Source organism: Ruegeria sp. BF10, from assembly GCF_056538725.1.
On the sequence record NZ_JBQFTR010000007.1, the window covers coordinates 38,973 to 58,215 of the forward strand.

Below are 19,243 nucleotides of genomic sequence, written 5' to 3' on the forward strand. Positions count from 1 at the left end.
CATGGGCAACTTTATCTCACAACTCATCGGACAGTTTGACAGGCGCTGGCTGTTTCGAGCCTATTTCATCGGGTTCTTACTTTTTTGCCTATTCTCGCTGATGACGCTGAGCGTGGTTCAAAACCCATCTATCGAACAAGATGAACGCGGCGCATCAACCGCTGTGCTTGTCGTATTTTCGATATTGAACACGTTGCTGTTCCCGTTCGCAAAACTTGTGTGGAACAACCTGAAAGCATTTGTCCTGGGCGATACGGTTTGGTTGTCGAGCTTCGTGTTTCTCATCATTGGCAAATTCATCGTCAATTTCACGCTTTGGGCAATGGCAGTGATCATTGCGCCGTTTGGAATTGGCTATCTCTGGTTCACGAAACGCAACTGACCCAATTCCTCCACCACAAACGAGGTTCTTCCTATGAACAGAACAGCACTTACCCTCGCCCTGGTCACGTTGGCCTCAAGCGCGACTGCGCAGGATGGTACCGGGCAAAACTATCAGCCCATCAACGGCGGCTCGCAACCAGTGATTTTCCAGCCTTTCCCTGCCGCGCTTCAACCGATCCAGGTTCAGCCGGAAAACACACGCCTGCCTGAAGAACAGCGCGGCTATCAGGAAAATCCAAACACGACATGGCAAAACAATCTGGTTGAAGAATACCCGCCCATCGTCGGGGCCTCTATCATAGACGATCCATCGCGCACGCTGACGCAGGGCACGGTTTTGACTGCCGTGTTTGGCGGGGCCGTAAGCTCGGAGCTGCCGGGTAGTGTGGTGGCGACGATCACGCGCGGCGTCTACTCGATGGACGGAACGAGACTGCTCTTGCCACGCGGCTCAAAGCTCTATGGCGAATACCGCGCTGATACAAAGCTGGCGCAAACAAGGATCGCTGTCGTTTGGAGCCGGGTTATCACGCCGGATGGTTTGTCTGCGCAAGTCGGGTCAGCCGGGACGGATGGTCAGGGGCGGTCTGGCGCAACCGGACGGGTTGATACGCATTTCGGTGAACGGTTTGGGACGGCCGCGTTGCTCTCGATCATCGGGATCGCGCCGGTCGCACTGGTGGCCGACAATGATAGCAGCAATTCGGTGCAAACGGATCTGGCAACGCAGGTCGGTTCAAATCTGCAGAATGCCACAGCGGCGGCACTGGAAGAATACTTGCGGATCACGCCAACTATCTATGTCGATCAGGGCAGTCGCATCAACGCCATCCTGCAGCGTGACGTGGTGTTCGACAACTTCTGAGACCGAACCTCTGAGGCGGCCCCATCGTCGGCCCTTCCGGCCGCTCTCCGCACAATTGAATGCGGTAGCGGCCTTTTTTGACAAAATAACAAGGAAAAATATGAGCGGGCGAAACGGCAACGGCCTTTTGGAATACTACACCGGCCAGATCGAGCATCTGTTGCACGATGAAAACCTGAGCGAGATTTCCGTGAACCCAGACGGCGCGGTCTGGGTCGAAGAAATGGGCACAACCCACATGACCAGGACGGACATCGCTCTGACCAGAGACGATGTTGAGAATATCGGGCGCTGTGTGGCTGGGTTCAGTGACGTGACTTTCGGAGAAAAGAAACCCATTGCGACGGCCAACGTGCCGACAAAGGAGGGTAAAGCACGGGTGCAGGTTGTCATCCCGCCCGCAACAACCGGAGTGGGGTCCGTGGCGATCCGCCTGCTCCGCGTGAAATCAGTAGATCTGGGCGCGTTCAGCTTTGCCAGTAAAGAGACAGCACTGGCCGAAAGCAACGACCACAGCGCGCTTGAGACTGCACGGCAGGCTCTCGCAGCGGGCACAATGAGCTTTGACGAGCTGGCTGACCTCGCGATGCAGAGCAAATGGAATGTGATCATTGCCGGGGGCACTTCGTCTGGCAAAACCACCGTTCTGAATGCGATGTTGAAGCGCGTCGATCCGGGCGAACGGATCGTGACGATTGAGGAAGTGGCAGAGCTGGACATCGAGCAACCAAACTTCGTGGGCTTGCTTGCCGATCGTTCAGAGGAAAACGGACCTCGATCCCCGACAAAGCTGCTTGAATCGGCGTTGCGCCTCCGGCCTGACCGGCTCGTTTGCGGTGAAATCCGAGGCGACGACGCGAATATGTTTTTGGAATTGGTGAACACCGGTCATGACGGATCTGTCTGCACCATGCACGCAAATTCGCCCGTCGATGCCATTGGACGGATGAGCAAAATGGTGCGGCGCGGATCTCCGACTGTCCAAAAGTCAGAGGTGGTTGATGACATCAGAGCCACCATTCACATGATCGTTCACATGAAGAAAATCGGGGACGAACGGAAGGTAAACGGAGTGATCTTCCCGCCCCTGATGACCGCTGACCAACTTATCTGAAGGAGAAACGAGATGAAGAGGTTTGAATATTGGGATGCGGTGATGACCGAAAGAGACGATACCGAAAAAGCCTTTGCTGGAATGGGTGAAGCGGGTTGGGAAATGGTGGGTGTCGTGCGCGTCGAACTCGGCTTCCGGTGCTTTTTCAAACGCGAGTTGACCGATGGCTGAGTTTCAGGATCTCCCCAAAAGCAAGAAGGTCGCGATAGCCGGCACAATGGGCTTTGTCGCCGCCTCGGCTTGTGCGGTGTTGGTGGTCGGCCTGGTCATCGAATACCTCAATACGAAAGGCTTCCGGGGGCTGGACATCTGGGCGATCCCAGAAAAGTTCATGGCACGGCCTGCCGAAGAACAACAGGTCATCGGGCTTGTGGCTGTTGTGGCCGTCTGCGTTCTGACATTTGCATTCGTGGCGGCTGCGCTGCGCGGCCCCTCAACGAAATACGGGGATGCGACTTTTGCAAAGGCACCTCAGCTCGTCCAGGAGGGCTATGCTTCGGTGCTGAAGCTCAAAGACCCGTTGGACAGTGAAATCGTTTTTGCCAAGTTCGGACCGCCAAAAGACAAAAACGCAATCTACTATAAGCCCGGCCCCGGTGTCCAAAAGCCGCACGCGATGTTCATTGCCCCGTCTGGTTCGGGCAAAACCAGCGGCTTTGTGATCCCGAATGTCCTGCGGTTCAACGGCTCCTGCGTTGTTCTGGACATCAAGGGCGAGATCTTCCAGACAACCGGCGCACGGCGGGCGGCAATGGGTGATGAGGTCTACGTGTTCGACCCTGAGAACCCGGAAAAAAGCCACAGCTACAACCCTCTGCGCCGCGCAGCACGTGCCGACAATCTGGATCGGCGATGGGAAGAAGTGATTCAGGTTGCAACCCAGATGTTCGACACGCCCAGCTCATCCGCTCAGGGCTTTATGGGCGGTGTCGAAGGCATGTTCTGCGCAATGGCGATGTTGGCGATCAAGCGGAACCGTCCGTACATTTCCGAGATCCTGCGCCTGGTCAAAACGACCAAGCAAAAGGATTATGAAAAGATGGCCGAAGAAGTAGGCTATGCCCGGGCAGCAGATGAGTTCCTGAATCTCGCAGCCGAAGAATCCAAAATCCTGCGGTCAACGATTTCGGTTATGAACAACTCCGGCCTTCAGCTCTGGCGCAACCCGTCTGTGGCAAGAGCCACACAGGGCAATGACATTAACTTTGAGGATCTGCGTCGGCGCCCCACCTCGATCTACTTTTCTGTGCCGGGGAAGAAGGTCAAAGAGTTCCGGACACTCATTCGCCTGTTCTTCCTCGATCTGGTGAACACCATCGAAACGCACGAACCGGGCCCAGATGAGCCGTTCAAGGTTTTGATGCTGCTCGATGAGTTTCAGCGTCTCGGCCACCTTGAGCGCGTCGTTGAAGCGTATGACACCATGCGATCGTTCGGCGGTCGGATCATTGTGATTTCGCAAACACTGTCACGCTTGCAGGACATCTACGGGCACGAAGGTGTGCGGGCGATGCTGGCAAACGCCGGGACGCAGATGTTTGCGGCCTCTGAGGATTCAGAGGTACGCGAACACGTGTCCAGGTCCATCGGTGACAAAACAGTAATGAGCAAGTCGAAGTCTCGGGCGCTCGGCAAAATGGAAATGGGCAGCATATCGGAACGCGAGGAAGGCATTCGCCTGCTCCGGCCAGAACATGTGGGCCGACTGCCTGAGAATGAGGTTGTGCTGATCCGCGAGGGCAAAATGCCGGTGATTGCAAACAAGATCCGGTACTTTGAAGATCCGTATTTCATGCAGTTCTTGGGGGGCAAGACACCGAAGATCAAAGGCACACACCTCGATCTGGCTGTAGAGCAAGCCAGGGACACGGCTAAAGCTCTGGCTGAGACCAAGCCCACCCCTGCCCCGGTGAAAGAGGTTTCGGAAAAAGATCAGGAACTTCAGGCGGCTTTTGATGCGCAGCGCACGGTTGCAAAACGCAAAAGCCGGTCCGCAAAAGACATGGCGATGGAGAAAATGAGAGCCAAACGGCCGGAAAGTAGCGCCTCCGCTTGACGGGGGTGCTGTTTAAGTAAATCTGCGTTTAACCATGTGTGTGAGAACATAGCGGTCTAACTATCAGAAGGTTTTTTCAGATGAGATTGATACTCGCGATTTTGCTGCCGTTTGTGGTGTTTTTCACGATCAGACGCCCGTTTCAGGGCTTTTTCTGCCTGCTCCTGCAATTGACGCTCATTGGTTGGATTCCGGCCGCCATTTGGGCCGTGTACTCGCTGAGCCAGTACAACACGGACAAGAAGATCAAAGCAGCAGCGAATAGGCTGGGCGATTGATGTTGGATAATACTGTCGAGCCGCAATGGTTCGGACCAATCAAACAGCGTTCAAAGCACCTGGTCGTCCATGACACCAGTTTTGAGGCAGCGCTTGGGATACTGAAGCAAAGGCGAATTCACGGGGTAAGGGGCTATCTGTAACGGATTGCACTTATCCGGCGCTCGGATTGCAAACATCCCGGATTCTCGCTCGAATTAGCTGCGTCTATCCTGAGCGCCAAACTCACATTCGCTGCGAATGAGATCAGATTATTTGCAACACGATTGCAGTCAACCGCCTCGGATCACATTACGTGCGAATGGGATTTTCGGCGTGGTTTCAGTAGGCTGCCTTCCCATCGAGTTGTCGAAGCGCTGAACGTAGATTGTCAGACGGAGTTTCAAGACAAGAAATTCCCGCAGTTGTGGTCCCTCGCTAGACTGCGCTCAGAAGTCTGGGAAACGGACCTTTCCCAGACCGTCAGTCGACGGGGTAAACGCAAAAACGTCCGCACATGTACGTCTCCACTACACACTGGGCGGCATGCCGCGCAGGGAAAATGGGTCAGTGAGCTACTCCCTGAAAACCGGGCACTGACGTAAGCTACGATTTGTTGTCTGTTGATCTTCAACACGAAGGAGATCGACGATGTCGAAACGGAAGCAACATCATCCAGAGTTTAAGGCCAAGGTCGCGTTGGAAGCGCTGAAAGGCGAGGAGACGGTGAGTGAACTGGCCAGCCGGTTCGGGGTTCACCCGACGATGATCCATCAGTGGAAACGGGCTTTGCTGGAAGGCGCGTCGGGCGTCTTCGAACGTGGCGTCCGGAAAACGCCTGAGATCGATGAAGAGCAGGTCAAAGACTTGCATGCCAAGATTGGGGAGCTGGCCGTCGCCAACGATTTATTGGCCAGAAAGCTCAAACCTTGGACAGGCAAGTGAGGCACAAGATGATTGAGCCGAATCTGCCAAGCCTGTCAGTTGGCAAGCAGTGTGCGCTGCTGTCGATCTCGCGGTCGTCATTTTACTATAAACCGAAGGGCGAAAGCGAGATGAACCTCGATCTGATGCGCCTGATCGACAAGCAGTACCTGGAGACACCGTTCTATGGGGTGCGGCAGATGACCTGGCATCTGCGCAATGAGGATCATCTCGTGAATGAAAAGCGCATCCGCCGCCTTATGCGGCTGATGGGCCTCATGCCGATCTATCAGAAACCCAACACCAGCAAAGCAGCCAAGGGCCACAAGATTTACCCCTATCTGCTGCGCGGGTTACGGGTCGAGCGTCCCAATCAGGTCTGGTGTGCCGATATCACCTATCTGCCCATGCGGCGCGGATTCCTGTATTTGGTGGCAATTATGGACTGGCACACACGCAAGGTTCTGGCGTGGCGCATCTCGAACACGCTGGAAGCCGACTTTTGCGTCGAAGCGCTGAACGAGGCGATCCACAAGTTTGGCCCGCCTGAGATCATGAATACGGATCAGGGCAGCCAGTTCACGTCGTTTGCCTGGACAGACCGGTTGCGTCGTTCAGGCGTGCGTATCTCGATGGATGGTAAAGGGCGTTTCCTCGATAATATCTTCGTGGAACGGCTTTGGCGGAGCCTGAAATACGAATGCGTCTATCTGCACGCTTGGGAAACGGGATCAGAAGCGAAGGCTGGCGTCAGAAAGTGGATGAAGTTCTACAACCAAAAGCGCCCGCATTCTGCCCTTGGCGGCAAACCACCTGCTGTGGTCTATTGGCTGCAGAATGAAACCCAAACCGATCAGCAGGAGCAAAGAGTAGCTTAAATTACGCCAGAAACTGTCCAAACATTGGGCGATTGTATACTTGATAAACCCACGGCGAATTCCTATATCTAACTCAAGAAGTTAGAGGTTTTCGAAATGTCCGTTCTATCCGCCAAATATATGCACGATGAAGCCGCCGCTTTTGCGCACGTCGAGGCGATGCTTTGGGCAGATGGTCCGGTTTGTCCGCACTGTGGCGTTGTAGATCGTGCTTACCGTCTTGAAGGTGTTCGCACAAAGCCCAGCAAGAAGAACCCAGAGGGCAAAGAGCGCCACGGCCTGTGGAAGTGCCGGGAGTGCCGCAAACAGTTCACGGTGCGCAAAGGCACCATCTTCGAAGAAAGCCACCTGCCGCTTCACCTGTGGCTCCAAGCGATCCACCTGATGGTGTCCAGCAAGAAAGGTATCAGCAGCCACCAACTGCACCGCGTTCTGGGCATCACCTATAAGAGCGCATGGTTCCTGACGCACAGCATCCGTGAGTGTATGCGTGAGGGTGCGCTGGCTAGCTTTGGTGGCGATGGCGGCATTGTGGAAGTCGATGAAACATTCATTGGCAAAGAACCGGGCGTCACCAAGGCGAAGAACGCCCGTGGTGGCTCCCACAAGATGAAAATACTAACGCTGGTGGACCGCGATACCAAGCGTGCCAAGAGCATCGTTGTGGATGACCTCAAGAAGTCCACGCTGATCCCCATCTTGCAGGAAAACATCGCCCGTGAAGCCTATGTCATGACCGATGAAGCCCGTCAGTATCAGGGTATTGGTGCTGGCAAGGTATTCGAAGCCCACGGCTGGACCAATCACAGCGCTGGCGAATATGTGAACCTTGAGGATCGCGAGATGCACACAAACACCGTGGAAGGCTTCTACAGCATCTTCAAGCGCGGCATGAAGGGCGTGTACCAGCACTGCGGGAAACAGCATCTGCACCGCTATGCTGCTGAATTCGACTTCCGCTATAACAACCGGATTGCAAATGGTATTGAAGATCAAGAGCGAAGTGAGATTGCGTTAAAAGGCGCTGTTGGCAAGCGACTCACTTATGCAAGACCTCACTAAGAAAGACAAAGGGCGGTATTGATATCCCGCCCTTCACAATACTCGTCTCTATTTAACATTTCATGAAAAGACGTCGCCCTCATCGTCCTCTTCATCCAACAAGACCATTCCAGCATTCAAGCGACGCATAAGACGCTTGAACTGATCCATGTTCGTTATGGTCCCGCCGCTGATCTCAAGACCGTTGTCACTCATTGAGATTGTAGGCACACCGGACAGTGTTATGTTAGAAACCGGAGTGGGTTGTTCAGATGGCGCGGATTGTAGTGTTTGCATGACTTCCTCCTCAGCCTCTTCGACTTCGTTAGAAGTATAGCCTACGGATTCATGCTTTACAAACTCCTCGGTCTCACGAAATGAGCGAATAACTCCGTCAACCCCGCTATGTGTGAACCCACGCGTAAACAAAAATGACTTGAGCGCTTGATCACTTGGACTCCGACCCTCGAATTTCTCCGCTATTTCCTGAAAAAGTTTTGGAGTCATGGATGCGGCCCTGACCGCTTCGGCACGCTGTTTTTCACCCGGCTCATGGGCAAGAATCTGAACGGCAAGGTCTGTGATGTGGGTCTGATCGCCCCTCCCGTCGAGAAGCCCGTATTTCGCTACTGCTGCTATTAAACCAAGGGACTTACCGTTCAAACTGCCATAACCCATATGTTCAGCGATCACTTCGCGAGGCAATTCACTTGTATAGTCTTTTTCCCAAACAAGGCGGGCCTTGTCGATTGCCTCTTTCAGACCGACGACTGGATACTGAGGGCTGCGAGGTTTTGCCATTGTCAAATCTCCTTCTTTAAAGGATATCTAAAACAATCGCGCTTGTTGGTCAAGTATTCGCGAAATACACCAACAAACGCTTTATCGCGATTAGGGGTTGAACTGTGATTTGAGCGCTGTATTATGCCATGCGTGGGCAACCACTAAATATAGTGAGGAATTGATGAGCAAAAGAGATAGGCCCCTACGGCAGCGCACCCAGATCGCTTGATCTGACCGTGGGGGAGAAACAAGAAAGCCGACCCAAGAGGATCGACTTTCAAGGTGCATTTCACCGGGGCAGGACCCCATGTCAAACGCGATCTAGACATTCGCAATATGACAAGAGTTCTGCCCCTTTTCAAGGGAAACTCTCTCTTAAGGAGTTGGGGCATGACGAAAGGTGTCTTCGTGAACGCATACGTGCGTGAACGTTTTGGCCGGATCGAGCATGTCTGCGCCCACTGGCGCAGCCGCTGATCCGTGCTGAACCTTAACCCCGCTTCTGAGCTATGCGATAGCGGTTCAAGAAGCCTGTATAAAATCTGACTTCGGCGGCCTTCGGGTCGCCTCTTTTTTTGTCCGACATGCCGGTATATCTTGATCACATGGAAAAAGAAAAATCCCAACTCGAACGTTTTCAAGAAGCCGCCCGCGAGATCGGGGCGGACGACGATGAAGATCGGTTCAACGAGAAGCTGAAGAAGCTGGCAAAGCAGAAGTCGGAGAATGGTGACGAGAAGTCACATGGCTCTTGATCCTGGATGGGCGGCGATAGTCGGCGCTGTTTCGGGTGCAGTAATATCCGTCGCGAGCGGCGTGACCACATCTGTTCTTACTGCTTGGATCAACGGCAAGAAAGCAATATCTCTTGCAGAGAACCGACGGTCGCGGCTTCGCGGTATGTTGAGCGGCGACAGATTTACATGGCGAAGCCTTAAGCAGCTTTCTGCGTCAATTGGTGCAGATGAAGCGACAACGCTGGAGCTTCTCATCGAGATCGATGCGCGAGCATCATTTCAAAACCCTCACATGTGGGCATTGGTCTCTCGTGCGCCGTGGCCAGAAGACGTTGAACCCCAAAATTAGCGGGTTTGTCAAATATACAATCGCCAAACATTGGGGAGTAGCTCACAGGTCGCCGCGAAACGTAGGGCTAAACTGCAAATAGAGCTTGGTTAAAATCCGAAACACCTGTGCATATAGAGCTTATTTGGTGGCTGAAAATGTTACTCGACTCACCGTTGCACTCTGCGATTACCTTATCACAACATCGTGTTATCAATAGATATTCAACTATGATTATGCGGCGCCCCATGTGGATCTTCTTAGGTGAGCCGCAAGTATCGGCAGGCGCGCACGTCTGAAAAGAAAAAAATCAAAGGCCTGACATAGAGGAAAGTTGTATTAAGGTTTCAGCTTTGGAGGAGAACAACAGAAACGTCGCGATGGAGTTTTGCGAAGCGGCGTACATGGAGAGCATATTCGCTCACATTCCGTTCTCCCCGAAGTACTATCAGGGGATACTCGACAACATCGTCTTAGAAGAGACACAACACTTCGGCATGAAGGCCGTTCAAGACAGCCATGTCGTTGGCGTCATCTACTACATGGTTGGCGGTTACTTCATTGGAGAGGGAGCTCGGTTGGCGAGCTTGATCATGATCAAGGTGGCGTCAAGCGTTCAGAATACAATGCTTGACGGAAAGGTCGCCTTGCAGTTGGTTCGCTTAGTGAATGAATGGGCAAAAGCAAGCAATGTCGATGTGTACATGTTCCACGTAACCTCAGGACAAAACCCCTCAAAAACTGATCGAATTTTTAGAAAACTGCGGGCGGCAACGATAGGCCGTAACTATGGTTGTTCGCTTTCAAAATGACTTTAGAGTTCAAAGTTTGGCCATTTTACGTTGAGAAAACACTTCATAACAACGATCACTTCTGAGTTGGGGAAACAATATATGGAAATCAAATACGACGGTACTTTCAATTATTCGTATTACGATGAATCGGGTTTCAGCTTACTCTCGTTTCCCTACCCTTCTGAAGCAAATAAATGTCCTCGCCCATACAACTTTTCAATTCGTTTGAAAGATGGGCAGATTATGCATTGGGAAAACGCGCTGGGTGTATGGAGAAAAGTTCCAACTTATCTGTCTCAAGAGTATGGAGGGCATCTAGTGGTGTTTTTTGAAAATCATGAGGATATATCCGCCAAGCTCCTAGATTGTGTGGCAGTCACGGTAGCCACAGCAGGTGATCAAATTCTGGGTCACGAACTGTGTGATTTCAAATACAATATTAGCTGAAGGTTTTTCAAGGTGATTTTCGGAAGTGAAAATAAATCATTTACAGTTTTGGCAAAAGCCGGGGGTTCTTTGGTAGAATATGATCAGCCCGGTATTGATGCCTATGAGTTTGTTGATCCACAAACGGGAAGATCTTTTGTTGCGAGTGTTAAACATGATGCTGCTCTACTTCTAGACCCTCTAAGAGGGCCTCAGTTAATACAAGAAGCAAATGAAGCGTTAGTTAGACTCGGATCATCAAAGACGTTTTATGACATTGCTACCAGCTATGGAGGATTTCCAGAAGACTTTGACGTTAAGCTCACTGGATTTGGCACGAGTAGATATGACCCTGGTGGTGGTTTATTGGGAGGAGGGCCTTTTGTCCAGGTTTCGACTTCCGCAGTGGCCCGAGAATACGTTGACGTTGATGGAATCTACGCGGCCTTTTCGTTTGCCCATGCACTGGCTCATGAAGTTGTTCACCACATCACCGGGCTAGAAGACCTTGAACAGAATGAACTTCACAACAAACTTACAAACGAAATACTAGCTGAGGTATTCCCGGATGAAGCGCTGAGACTGCAATATGACGGCGTCAGATTCGGGACGAATGCTACATTTGAAGATACACTTCATTCAGTGAACTCGGCCTTCGGCAAAGGCAATGATCTTGCGGCGACTACCGAAGGCGGAGTTTTCGATCCAGATTTTGTCAAGAATTTCGGCATGGAAATAATTGACGATATCGGTCTAGCTATCAAGTACGGGAAACCGGTTCTAGGGTTGATCGCGGAACTCGCGGTTCTCAATGACAGGTGGACGCAAGCAAAAATAGAAGGTTCGACTCACCGTGCAAATGGGTCTGTCGAGTTTTGGAGCGATGGAACGACTCAAGGGCTTACCAATGCGACAAGTTACTACAGTGATGGTTTTCTGAACGAATATGGCTCTGTTAGTGCTAATGGTCACGCCAGCGTAAGTCTTGGTGGCCATGTCCGTGCTTTAGGGGATTGGCTTGGCTTGGATGGTCAGTTCGGGATTCAGGGTAGCTTCACAAATCCTGGTGAAGGTAAAAAGGGCATCTCCATTCCAGATAGCCTGCTTGCGGCTATTGCTGCGGCTGTTTCCACTCAACCAAAGACTCCTCCAAACACTAAAACCCAGAACAACGGCGGCGGCTATAATTCGGGCGGCTCCACTTCTCATGAAGGCAACAATGGTCGCAGTGGCGGTAACTCTGGCACTGGCTTATCCGGCGAAGACCGTCCTCTGATCCTCGACCTTGATGGTACGGGCATAGAGCTGACGCAGCTGACCAACTCGGCGGTTTTTGTGGATTCCACGGGCGATGGGCTGAAGAACCTGACGGCCTGGGCTGCGGCGGGGAACGGGGTTCTGTTTTACGACGCGGACGGGGACGGAACGATCTCCGAGGCGCGGGAATATATTTTTACGGAATGGGACCCGACTGCGACCAGCGATATTGAGGCGCTACGGTCGGTCTTTGACAGCAATGGCGACGGGGTGTTTGACGCCAATGACGACGCCTGGAGCGACTTCAAGGTTCTGGTGACACAGGCGGATGGCTCGCTGGTGGCGATGACGCTGGATGCATTGGGGATCACCTCGATTGATCTGACGGCGGATGCGACCCATATCGAACTGCCCGATGGCTCGGTGATCACCGGTCAGACGACCTTCACCTATGCCGATGGCTCAACCGGAACGGTGGCGGATACGACCCTGGTCAGCGAGACGGCCAGCTATCGCATCGAAGAAAGCGAGGCCATCGACTCGGAGGGGGTGCGCACGCATATCCAGACCGGGTATGGCGCCGATGGCGCCATTTCTTTTGTCATCACCTCGATCACCACAGCGGATGGCGGCTCGATCACCAACAGCTATGATGACAATGGCGATGGGGTGGTGGACCGGTTTCAGACGATTGTGACGGTGACCAACCCGGATGGCAGCAAGAGCGAGACGGTCACCAACCTGCTGGGCTCGGATGCGGTCACGGGTATTCTGATCAGCGAGACGAAGACCACCACGAGTTCGGATGGCCAGACGGTGACCATCGAGCGCGACTCCACCGGGGGTGGCTGGTACGATCAGACCGAAGTCCGTACGACCCATGCGGACGACAGCATGACCATCGTGACCACGGATCGGGGCCCGGACGGCGGGGTGATCCACAGTTCCACGGAAACGATCTCGACCAATGGTCTGACACGGACGGATGCGATTGACGAAGATGGAACCGGCACAGTTGATCTGACCATCAGCCATACCATTGTCGTGAACGCAGATGGCAGCCGGTCGGAGACCATCCAATACCTGAACGAAGACGGATCGCTGCGAAGCTCGGTGACGGAAACCGTATCCGCGGACGGGAAGACCAAAACGATTGCCCGGGATGTGGATGGCGACGGCAGTGTCGACACGCAGGAAGAGTTGGATATCACCGTCAACGCAGATGGATCGACAGATTCCAGTCTGACGGTAAAGAATGGCGATGGCTCTGTGCGCAGCGCGACCTCACACAGTCAGTCCACGGATGCGCTGACAAAATCCTCGGCCGTGGATCAGGATGGTGACGGGACTGTCGACCTCACGACCGTGGAAGCGACCACGATCCACGCGGATGGTAGCCGTGAGACGGAAACAACACTGACCAACACAGACGGCTCGGTGCGCGGCAAAGTGAAAGAGATACTGGGCAGCGACGACATCAGCGCTGAGACCTGGATCGATCACAATCAGGACGGTGTGTTTCAGGCAACAGAGCTGAGCCAGAGCGTGACCGTTGATGGCACAACCGGAGACCGGACCACCACGGCTTGGGTCCGCAACGCAGATGGATCGTTCAGCGCGCAGTCGGTCTCGGTTTCAAGTCAAGATGGCTTGAGTGTCACCACCAATCTGGACAGCGATGGTGACGGTGACATCGATCTCACCACCGGCGACGTCACCGTTGAAAACGCTGATGGCACGTCCACCCGCACTGTATCCACGCAGGCGCAGGACGGGTCTTTGATCCGTGAAACAGAATCCCTCACCAGCGCTGACGGGTTGACCGTCACGACACGGTCGGATGCGGATGGCGATGGGGTGTGGGACAGTAAGTCCGTCTCAGTCCGAACATCCAATGCGGATGGCAGCGTCACAACGACGAACAGTACCTATGCGGGGGACGAGACAACGCTGCTTGGCACAACCACTGTCACGCAAAGCGCGGATCGGCGCGATACGGTCACATCAAGTGACAGTAACGGGGATGGGTCGGTGGATTCTGTTGTGCATTCCGTAAAACATGCGGATGGCAGCACGACGGATACGGAAACCCTCTACAGTGCAGACGGGCAGACAGTTTACAGCCAACAGACGGATGTGAGCGCGGATGGGCTGACAGCAACGGTCACAACGGATTTTGACGGCAATGGCACGGCAGAGACACAGGCGGAACAGGTCACGGTCCTGAACTCAGATGGTGGTCGGACAACCACCATCACCGTCCAAAACGGTGATGACAGTCTGCGCAGCCAGTCAGCCACAACCGTCAGCGACGATGGTCTTGTGGTCACAAGCACGCAGGATCGTGACGGCAACGGCATCAATGAGCGTACGGTTGCATCTACAACCGAGCTGCAATCGGACGGGTCCCGGAAAACAACCGAAGACGTTCTGTCTGAAAACGGCACGCTCCTGACGCGCAGCGAGACGATCATCAGCGACGATGGTCTGACCGTTGAGACCCGTGCGGATAACGATGGCGATCAGTCGGCAGATATCGTGACAACCAGCGTCACCACCCTAAATGCGGATGGCAGCAAGACTGTCACGACGCAGGTCGAAGATGTAACGGGGTCGGCCAATGTTCTGCGCTCGCAGGTCACCACGACAACCAGCGACAATGGGCGCGACGTCGTGGAAACCCGGGATGTGGATGGCGATGGCAAGGTGGATACGCATGTCCACCAGGTGATCGGTGATGATGGTCAGGTCACTGTCACGGAAACAGCGCTGGACACGGATGGCTCTGTTCAGAGCCAGATGGTGTCCGTCACCAGCGATGACGATTTGGACAGCACGACCCGTTATGATGCGAATGGGGATGGTTTTTTTGAGCGCACCAAGACCGGGACAACCACCCTGAAAGCCAATGGCTCAACCACCCGTGAGGTGACGGAAAAAGCTCAGAATGGAGCGGTTGTCAGCAAAACGGTCGTTGAAACCTCTGCGGACGGCAGGACCACGACCACGCGCGAAGATTGGGACAATGACGGGGATGACGATCTCACCACCGTCGAAACCTATGACCTGAGTGCCGCCGGAGTTGAGACCGCGACGGTGACGCAAACCGCTGTTGATGGATCTGCGCTTTACACAAATACGACTGTGACAAGTGCGGATGGTCGAACTGTCACGCAATCCATTGATACGGATGGCAACGGGGTGGATGACCAGGTCATCACCACGACGCGTGCAAATGACGGAACGCAGACCAGTCAGACGCAATCATTTAACAGCGCTGGTACGTTGATTGCCACGCAGATTGCCACGACCAGCGCGGATGGGCTGACCGCCACCTCCCGGACAGACCGGGATGGCGACGGCACTGATGAGTTGGTCGCCACAGCCACAACGACACTGGCCGCTGATGGAGGCCGGAGCACGACAACCAGCTATACGGATGGAAGTGGCTCCCAGCTCTCTCAAACCGTTGCAACAACAAGCGACAACGGTCTGACAACCGGTTGGAGCGCGGACCTGGATGGCGATGGCGCCACCGATCTCGCAACCACAACAACCATGACCTATCAGGCAAACGGGAATGTCGTGACAACCGCGTCCACGACAAATGGCGCGGGTACGGCTCTGGGCACGGTTACAACAACGACATCCGGAAATGGGCTCAGCACAACAGCGGTTTTGGATCTGAATGGGGATGGTGCAACTGACTTGAGCAGCAGTACCGTCACTCAAGCCAACGGGGCAAAGACACAGAACAGTGAATGGTTTGGTCCAAACGGCGTGCGTGTTCATAATGTACAGACAACCACCAGCGCGGATGGTCGTACCCGGTCAACCAGTACCGACAGAGACGGAGATGGAAACACCGACCGGGTCGTGACGACCCTGATCAACGCGGGTCAATCAGTGACCACGTCGTTGCAGGATCTCGATGCTCAGGGGGCTGCTGCAAACGCCGTTTACACCCATGTGACCGCAAATGGGCATGTTGGCTCTTTCAGCTTTGACTTGGATGGTGATGGCACTGCGGAGTTTGTCCGCTCGGTCCATGTCAAGTACGATGCAGGCGGGAACCGGATCACGGAGCGGTATGAATCCCATGGTGGGCGCACCAGCTACGGGGAGACACGGGATCTATCCAGTGACGGGCTTACGGAAACCTATACGCAGGACTGGAACCGGGACGGGCATATCGACCTGAACCAGGTCTCACAGATCATTCTCAATGATGATGGAAGCCAATCGAAGAGCACGATAGCCTGGTATGCCAATGGAGCCATCAAGTCTGGAGAATTCGACTATACCAGTGCTGATGGTCGTACTCAGATACTGCGCACAGATTTTGACGGCGACGGGGTAGAAGATCGCTCGGTTGAGTTCACCCGAAATGCGGATGGCAGCACAAAAACCTTTTCTGCCAGCTACAATGCGGACGGCACCCAGCGTGCTTTTGAGGAAAGCACAACAAGTTTGGATGGTCTGATCACGACCACGCAAAGCGGGACCTCGATCCAAACGACCATAGGTTCTGCGTCCGATCCCAATTCATATACCTTCACGCATTCCGAGGGTGTGTTTGTTGCCGGTGCCCAGACGAGTTCCCCGCATGCGGGCTCCTGGTGGGCGAGCCGTGAGAATTTCCTGGAAGATGTGAACGGCGACGGGCATCTTGATCTGATTTTTCTCGGAGGAAATGACGGCGCCGCCTATGTGGATACGTTGTTGGGGCAAGCCGATGGCTCCTTTGGGACAGCCATCCGGACGAACACCCAATATGCAGGCAGCTGGTGGAGCACCAAGGATAAACATGTCGGAGATGTAAATGGCGATGGTTATGCCGACATAGTCATGTTCGCCGGTGATGATAGTGTCCAGGAGGTGCACACATTCCTGGGTCAGGCGTCTGGCGGCTTTGCAAGCAGTGCCATCACAAATTCCGGCTTTGGTGGCAGTTGGTGGTCGTCTCGGGAGAAGCTTCTGGGAGATGTGAACGGAGACGGGTATTCTGATCTGGTCATGTTCACTGGCGAGGACAGCGCATCGCAGGTGAGTGTGTGGCTTGGCCAAAGCGACGGAACTTTCGGAAGTGCGACAACAATAGACAGTGGTTACGCCGGAAGCTGGTGGGCATCACGAGAAAAGCTTCTGGGGGACGTGAATGGCGATGGATTGGCCGACCTTGTCATGATCACCGGTGATGATGACAATGCACAGATTCACGTGTGGATGGGACAAGCGGATGGAAGCTTTGGGGCCGCTGCAATCACGCAAAGCCATTATGGCGAAAGCGCGTGGACCGACAATGTGAAACATCTGGAGGATGTGAACGGCGACGGGCAAGCTGACCTAGTATTCATCACAGGTGACGATGATGAGCCAGAGATTCAGGTGCTGATCGGGCAATCCGATGGGACCTTTGGTGCCGTTGCAGTAACCGCCTCGGATTACGGCGGGTCCTGGTGGTCAGGTCAAACGCAGTTCCTTGGGGATGTGAATGGGGATGGTCTTGCCGATCTGACGCTGTTGGATGGTATTGACGGTGACCCGAAGATCCACACGTATCTTTCGGACAAAATCACCGTCTCGCACCAGGTTGATGCCGCAGGGATCGAGACATGGACAATGGTTCAGACATCGGCGTCAGCGACACCTTATGTGTATACTGCGCGGCTGGACGCAACCTCGAAGACCCGTATCCTGGAGGAAGCTGCACGTCTTTACGATGCGTTGCTGGATCGTGCGCCCGAGACTGATGAGGTGGAGCGGCTGGTCAAGTTCATCTCACATTCCGAGCTCAATCTCGAAGGGCTGGCAAATGAGATCATGCAGAGTGTCGAGTTTGACAAGCGCTATCCCGATCAATCCAACTTCGAGTTCCTGAACCAGCTTTACATGAACACTTTTGGGCGCGGAGCCTCGATAGCAGAGCTTGGTACGGACATGGCCGCGCTGGCAAATGGAATCAAATCCCGCGCGGCCATCGCTGCCGAAAAGTCGGAGTCCGTTGAACATATTGCCGTCGGCAATGTCAGGCAGCTGACCAACAACTACGACCTGGATCTGAATGAAGCACAGGTCGAACGCCCGCTTGACCTCGCCTATCTCAAATCGCTGGTCGGGAAGATTTTCGATGTTGCTTATGATCGCATCGCCTCAACCGCTCTGATCGAACAGATGGCCCTGCAACTCAGAGACGGAGGGATGACGCGGGAGGAGTTGGCTGCGTCACTGATATCAGCTGATAGCAAGACGGGTTCAACCCTGACGGGCCTGTCGAGCAACGCGGATTTTGTCACCCGGGCGTTCGTGAATGGCCTCGGGCGCGTGCCAACCGCTGCTGAGACCAGTGGGTGGCAGTACATGTTGGACAACGGCCTGATCACCCGGGCGGAATTTGTTGTCGCAATCGCAACCAGCACCGATCACGAGGTCAACGGTGTGGTGCATGGGGCTGCTTTGTATGCGCCCGTCACTATCATTGGCTCCTCGGCTGATGCTGTGATTCAGGGCGGTCATGCCAATGATATTCTGGTTGGGGGGGTTGGTGACGATCATCTGTTTGGCCTGGATGGTCCGGACACCCTGCGCGGTGGCCTCGGCAATGACGTCCTTGAAGGCGGATCAGGAGGGGATACGCTCGACGGTGGTGCTGGCTGGGACACGGTATCGTACGGAGCCTCGTCAGCCGGTGTGAGCGTCAATCTTGATTCTGGCTACGGCGGTACTGGCCCCAATCATGGCTTTGCGAATGGGGGCGATGCCACGGGCGACACGTTCATCAGTATCGAAAACGTACTGGGATCAAAGCATGATGACGTGATCCTCGGCAGCAATCTCGACAACCGGCTGTCCGGCGATGCGGGGAATGACAATGTTCAAGGGGGTGCCGGCGATGATATCATCCTTCTTGGCGCTGGGGATGACACCGGGCTTGGTCAGATCGGAGATGATACAATCTATGGCGACGCCGGAAACGACACGATCAACGGCGGGGCCGGAAAAGACACGCTTTTGGGCGGCTACGGCGATGATACGCTCGAAGGGGGCCAGGATGATGACGAACTGACCGGAGGCTTTGGTGCAGATCACTTTGTCTTCAATACCAGCACGGCCCTGGGGGACGATACGATCACCGATTTTTCCGACGGTCAGGACCTTCTGATGTTCCAGGGCGTCACATACAGTGATCTGACTATCCAAACCCATGGTCACGACACCATAGTTTCGTGGGCAGGCGGTTCAGTGACTCTGGTAGATATTTTGCCAGCCGACATTACGGTGGATGATTTCGTGTTTATTTGATCCAAGCTGACAGGTGTGCCGAACCGCACGACGGTTCGGCCATGCACTCCTGCCAATCGAAAAGGCGACTTGTTGTGTTCGCATCTAATGTGATCCG

General features: G+C 54.2%; 14 protein-coding genes. 13 read left to right on the forward strand and 1 reads right to left on the reverse strand.

What is annotated here, in order from left to right:
* The first annotated feature begins 1 nt into the window (after position 1).
* From ACR0DJ_RS18720 to ACR0DJ_RS18755, 8 genes are all read left to right on the forward strand, one after another.
* Positions 2–382, forward strand: coding sequence for a hypothetical protein (locus tag ACR0DJ_RS18720; RefSeq protein ID WP_480686007.1), 381 nt, complete (start codon positions 2–4; stop codon positions 380–382).
* 33 nt (positions 383–415) lie between these two features.
* A complete protein-coding gene (locus tag ACR0DJ_RS18725; RefSeq protein ID WP_480686006.1) occupies positions 416–1,249 on the forward strand; it encodes a TraB/TrbI/VirB10 family type IV secretion system protein in 834 nt (277 codons plus the stop codon).
* 100 nt (positions 1,250–1,349) lie between these two features.
* Positions 1,350–2,363, forward strand: a complete 1,014-nt coding sequence (locus tag ACR0DJ_RS18730) for an ATPase, T2SS/T4P/T4SS family (RefSeq protein WP_480686005.1) — start codon at positions 1,350–1,352, stop codon at positions 2,361–2,363.
* A gap of 12 nt (positions 2,364–2,375) precedes the next feature.
* Positions 2,376–2,534, forward strand: a complete 159-nt coding sequence (locus tag ACR0DJ_RS18735) for a hypothetical protein (RefSeq protein ID WP_480686004.1) — start codon at positions 2,376–2,378, stop codon at positions 2,532–2,534.
* The gene (locus ACR0DJ_RS18740) at positions 2,527–4,419 is read left to right on the forward strand and encodes a type IV secretory system conjugative DNA transfer family protein (protein WP_480686003.1); all 1,893 of its coding nucleotides are present in this window, start codon (positions 2,527–2,529) and stop codon (positions 4,417–4,419) included. Before ACR0DJ_RS18735 ends, ACR0DJ_RS18740 begins: the two co-directional genes overlap by 8 nt.
* Positions 4,420–4,499: 80 nt before the next feature.
* Positions 4,500–4,697 (forward strand): YqaE/Pmp3 family membrane protein, encoded by a 198-nt coding sequence (locus ACR0DJ_RS18745; protein WP_480686002.1) that lies wholly within the window; start codon positions 4,500–4,502, stop codon positions 4,695–4,697.
* 630 nt (positions 4,698–5,327) lie between these two features.
* Positions 5,328–6,478 (forward strand): IS3 family transposase gene (locus ACR0DJ_RS18750; RefSeq protein ID WP_480686001.1). Its coding sequence is split into 2 segments (ribosomal slippage): positions 5,328–5,589 and positions 5,589–6,478, totalling 1,152 coding nucleotides; the frame shifts between segments, so codons are not numbered across the junction.
* 96 nt (positions 6,479–6,574) lie between these two features.
* Positions 6,575–7,540 carry an IS1595 family transposase gene (locus ACR0DJ_RS18755; RefSeq protein WP_480686000.1) on the forward strand — a complete coding sequence of 322 codons (966 nt, stop codon included), beginning with the start codon at positions 6,575–6,577 and terminating at the stop codon, positions 7,538–7,540.
* Positions 7,541–7,600: 60 nt separating this feature from the next.
* Here the strand turns inward: ACR0DJ_RS18755 and ACR0DJ_RS18760 are convergent, their stop codons facing one another.
* Positions 7,601–8,320, reverse strand: a complete 720-nt coding sequence (locus ACR0DJ_RS18760; RefSeq protein ID WP_480685999.1) for a hypothetical protein — start codon at positions 8,318–8,320, stop codon at positions 7,601–7,603.
* Positions 8,321–8,907: 587 nt separating this feature from the next.
* On the opposite strand from ACR0DJ_RS18760, the gene ACR0DJ_RS18765 reads away from it, so the two are divergent.
* The 5 genes from ACR0DJ_RS18765 to ACR0DJ_RS18785 all read left to right on the forward strand — a co-directional run bounded on the left by ACR0DJ_RS18765 (position 8,908) and on the right by ACR0DJ_RS18785 (position 19,146).
* Positions 8,908–9,057 (forward strand): hypothetical protein, encoded by a 150-nt coding sequence (locus ACR0DJ_RS18765; protein ID WP_480685998.1) that lies wholly within the window; start codon positions 8,908–8,910, stop codon positions 9,055–9,057.
* Positions 9,047–9,388: a hypothetical protein gene (locus tag ACR0DJ_RS18770; protein WP_480685997.1), complete on the forward strand. Its 342-nt coding sequence runs from the start codon at positions 9,047–9,049 to the stop codon at positions 9,386–9,388. The genes ACR0DJ_RS18765 and ACR0DJ_RS18770 overlap by 11 nt, the downstream gene beginning before the upstream one ends.
* 332 nt (positions 9,389–9,720) lie before the next feature.
* The gene (locus tag ACR0DJ_RS18775) at positions 9,721–10,179 is read left to right on the forward strand and encodes a hypothetical protein (RefSeq protein WP_480685996.1); all 459 of its coding nucleotides are present in this window, start codon (positions 9,721–9,723) and stop codon (positions 10,177–10,179) included.
* An 81-nt stretch (positions 10,180–10,260) separates the two neighbouring features.
* Complete coding sequence (locus tag ACR0DJ_RS18780; RefSeq protein WP_480685995.1) at positions 10,261–10,608, forward strand: hypothetical protein; 348 nt, start codon at positions 10,261–10,263, stop codon at positions 10,606–10,608.
* 384 nt (positions 10,609–10,992) lie between these two features.
* Positions 10,993–19,146 (forward strand): FG-GAP-like repeat-containing protein, encoded by an 8,154-nt coding sequence (locus tag ACR0DJ_RS18785; protein ID WP_480685994.1) that lies wholly within the window; start codon positions 10,993–10,995, stop codon positions 19,144–19,146.
* The last annotated feature ends 97 nt before the right edge of the window (positions 19,147–19,243 follow it).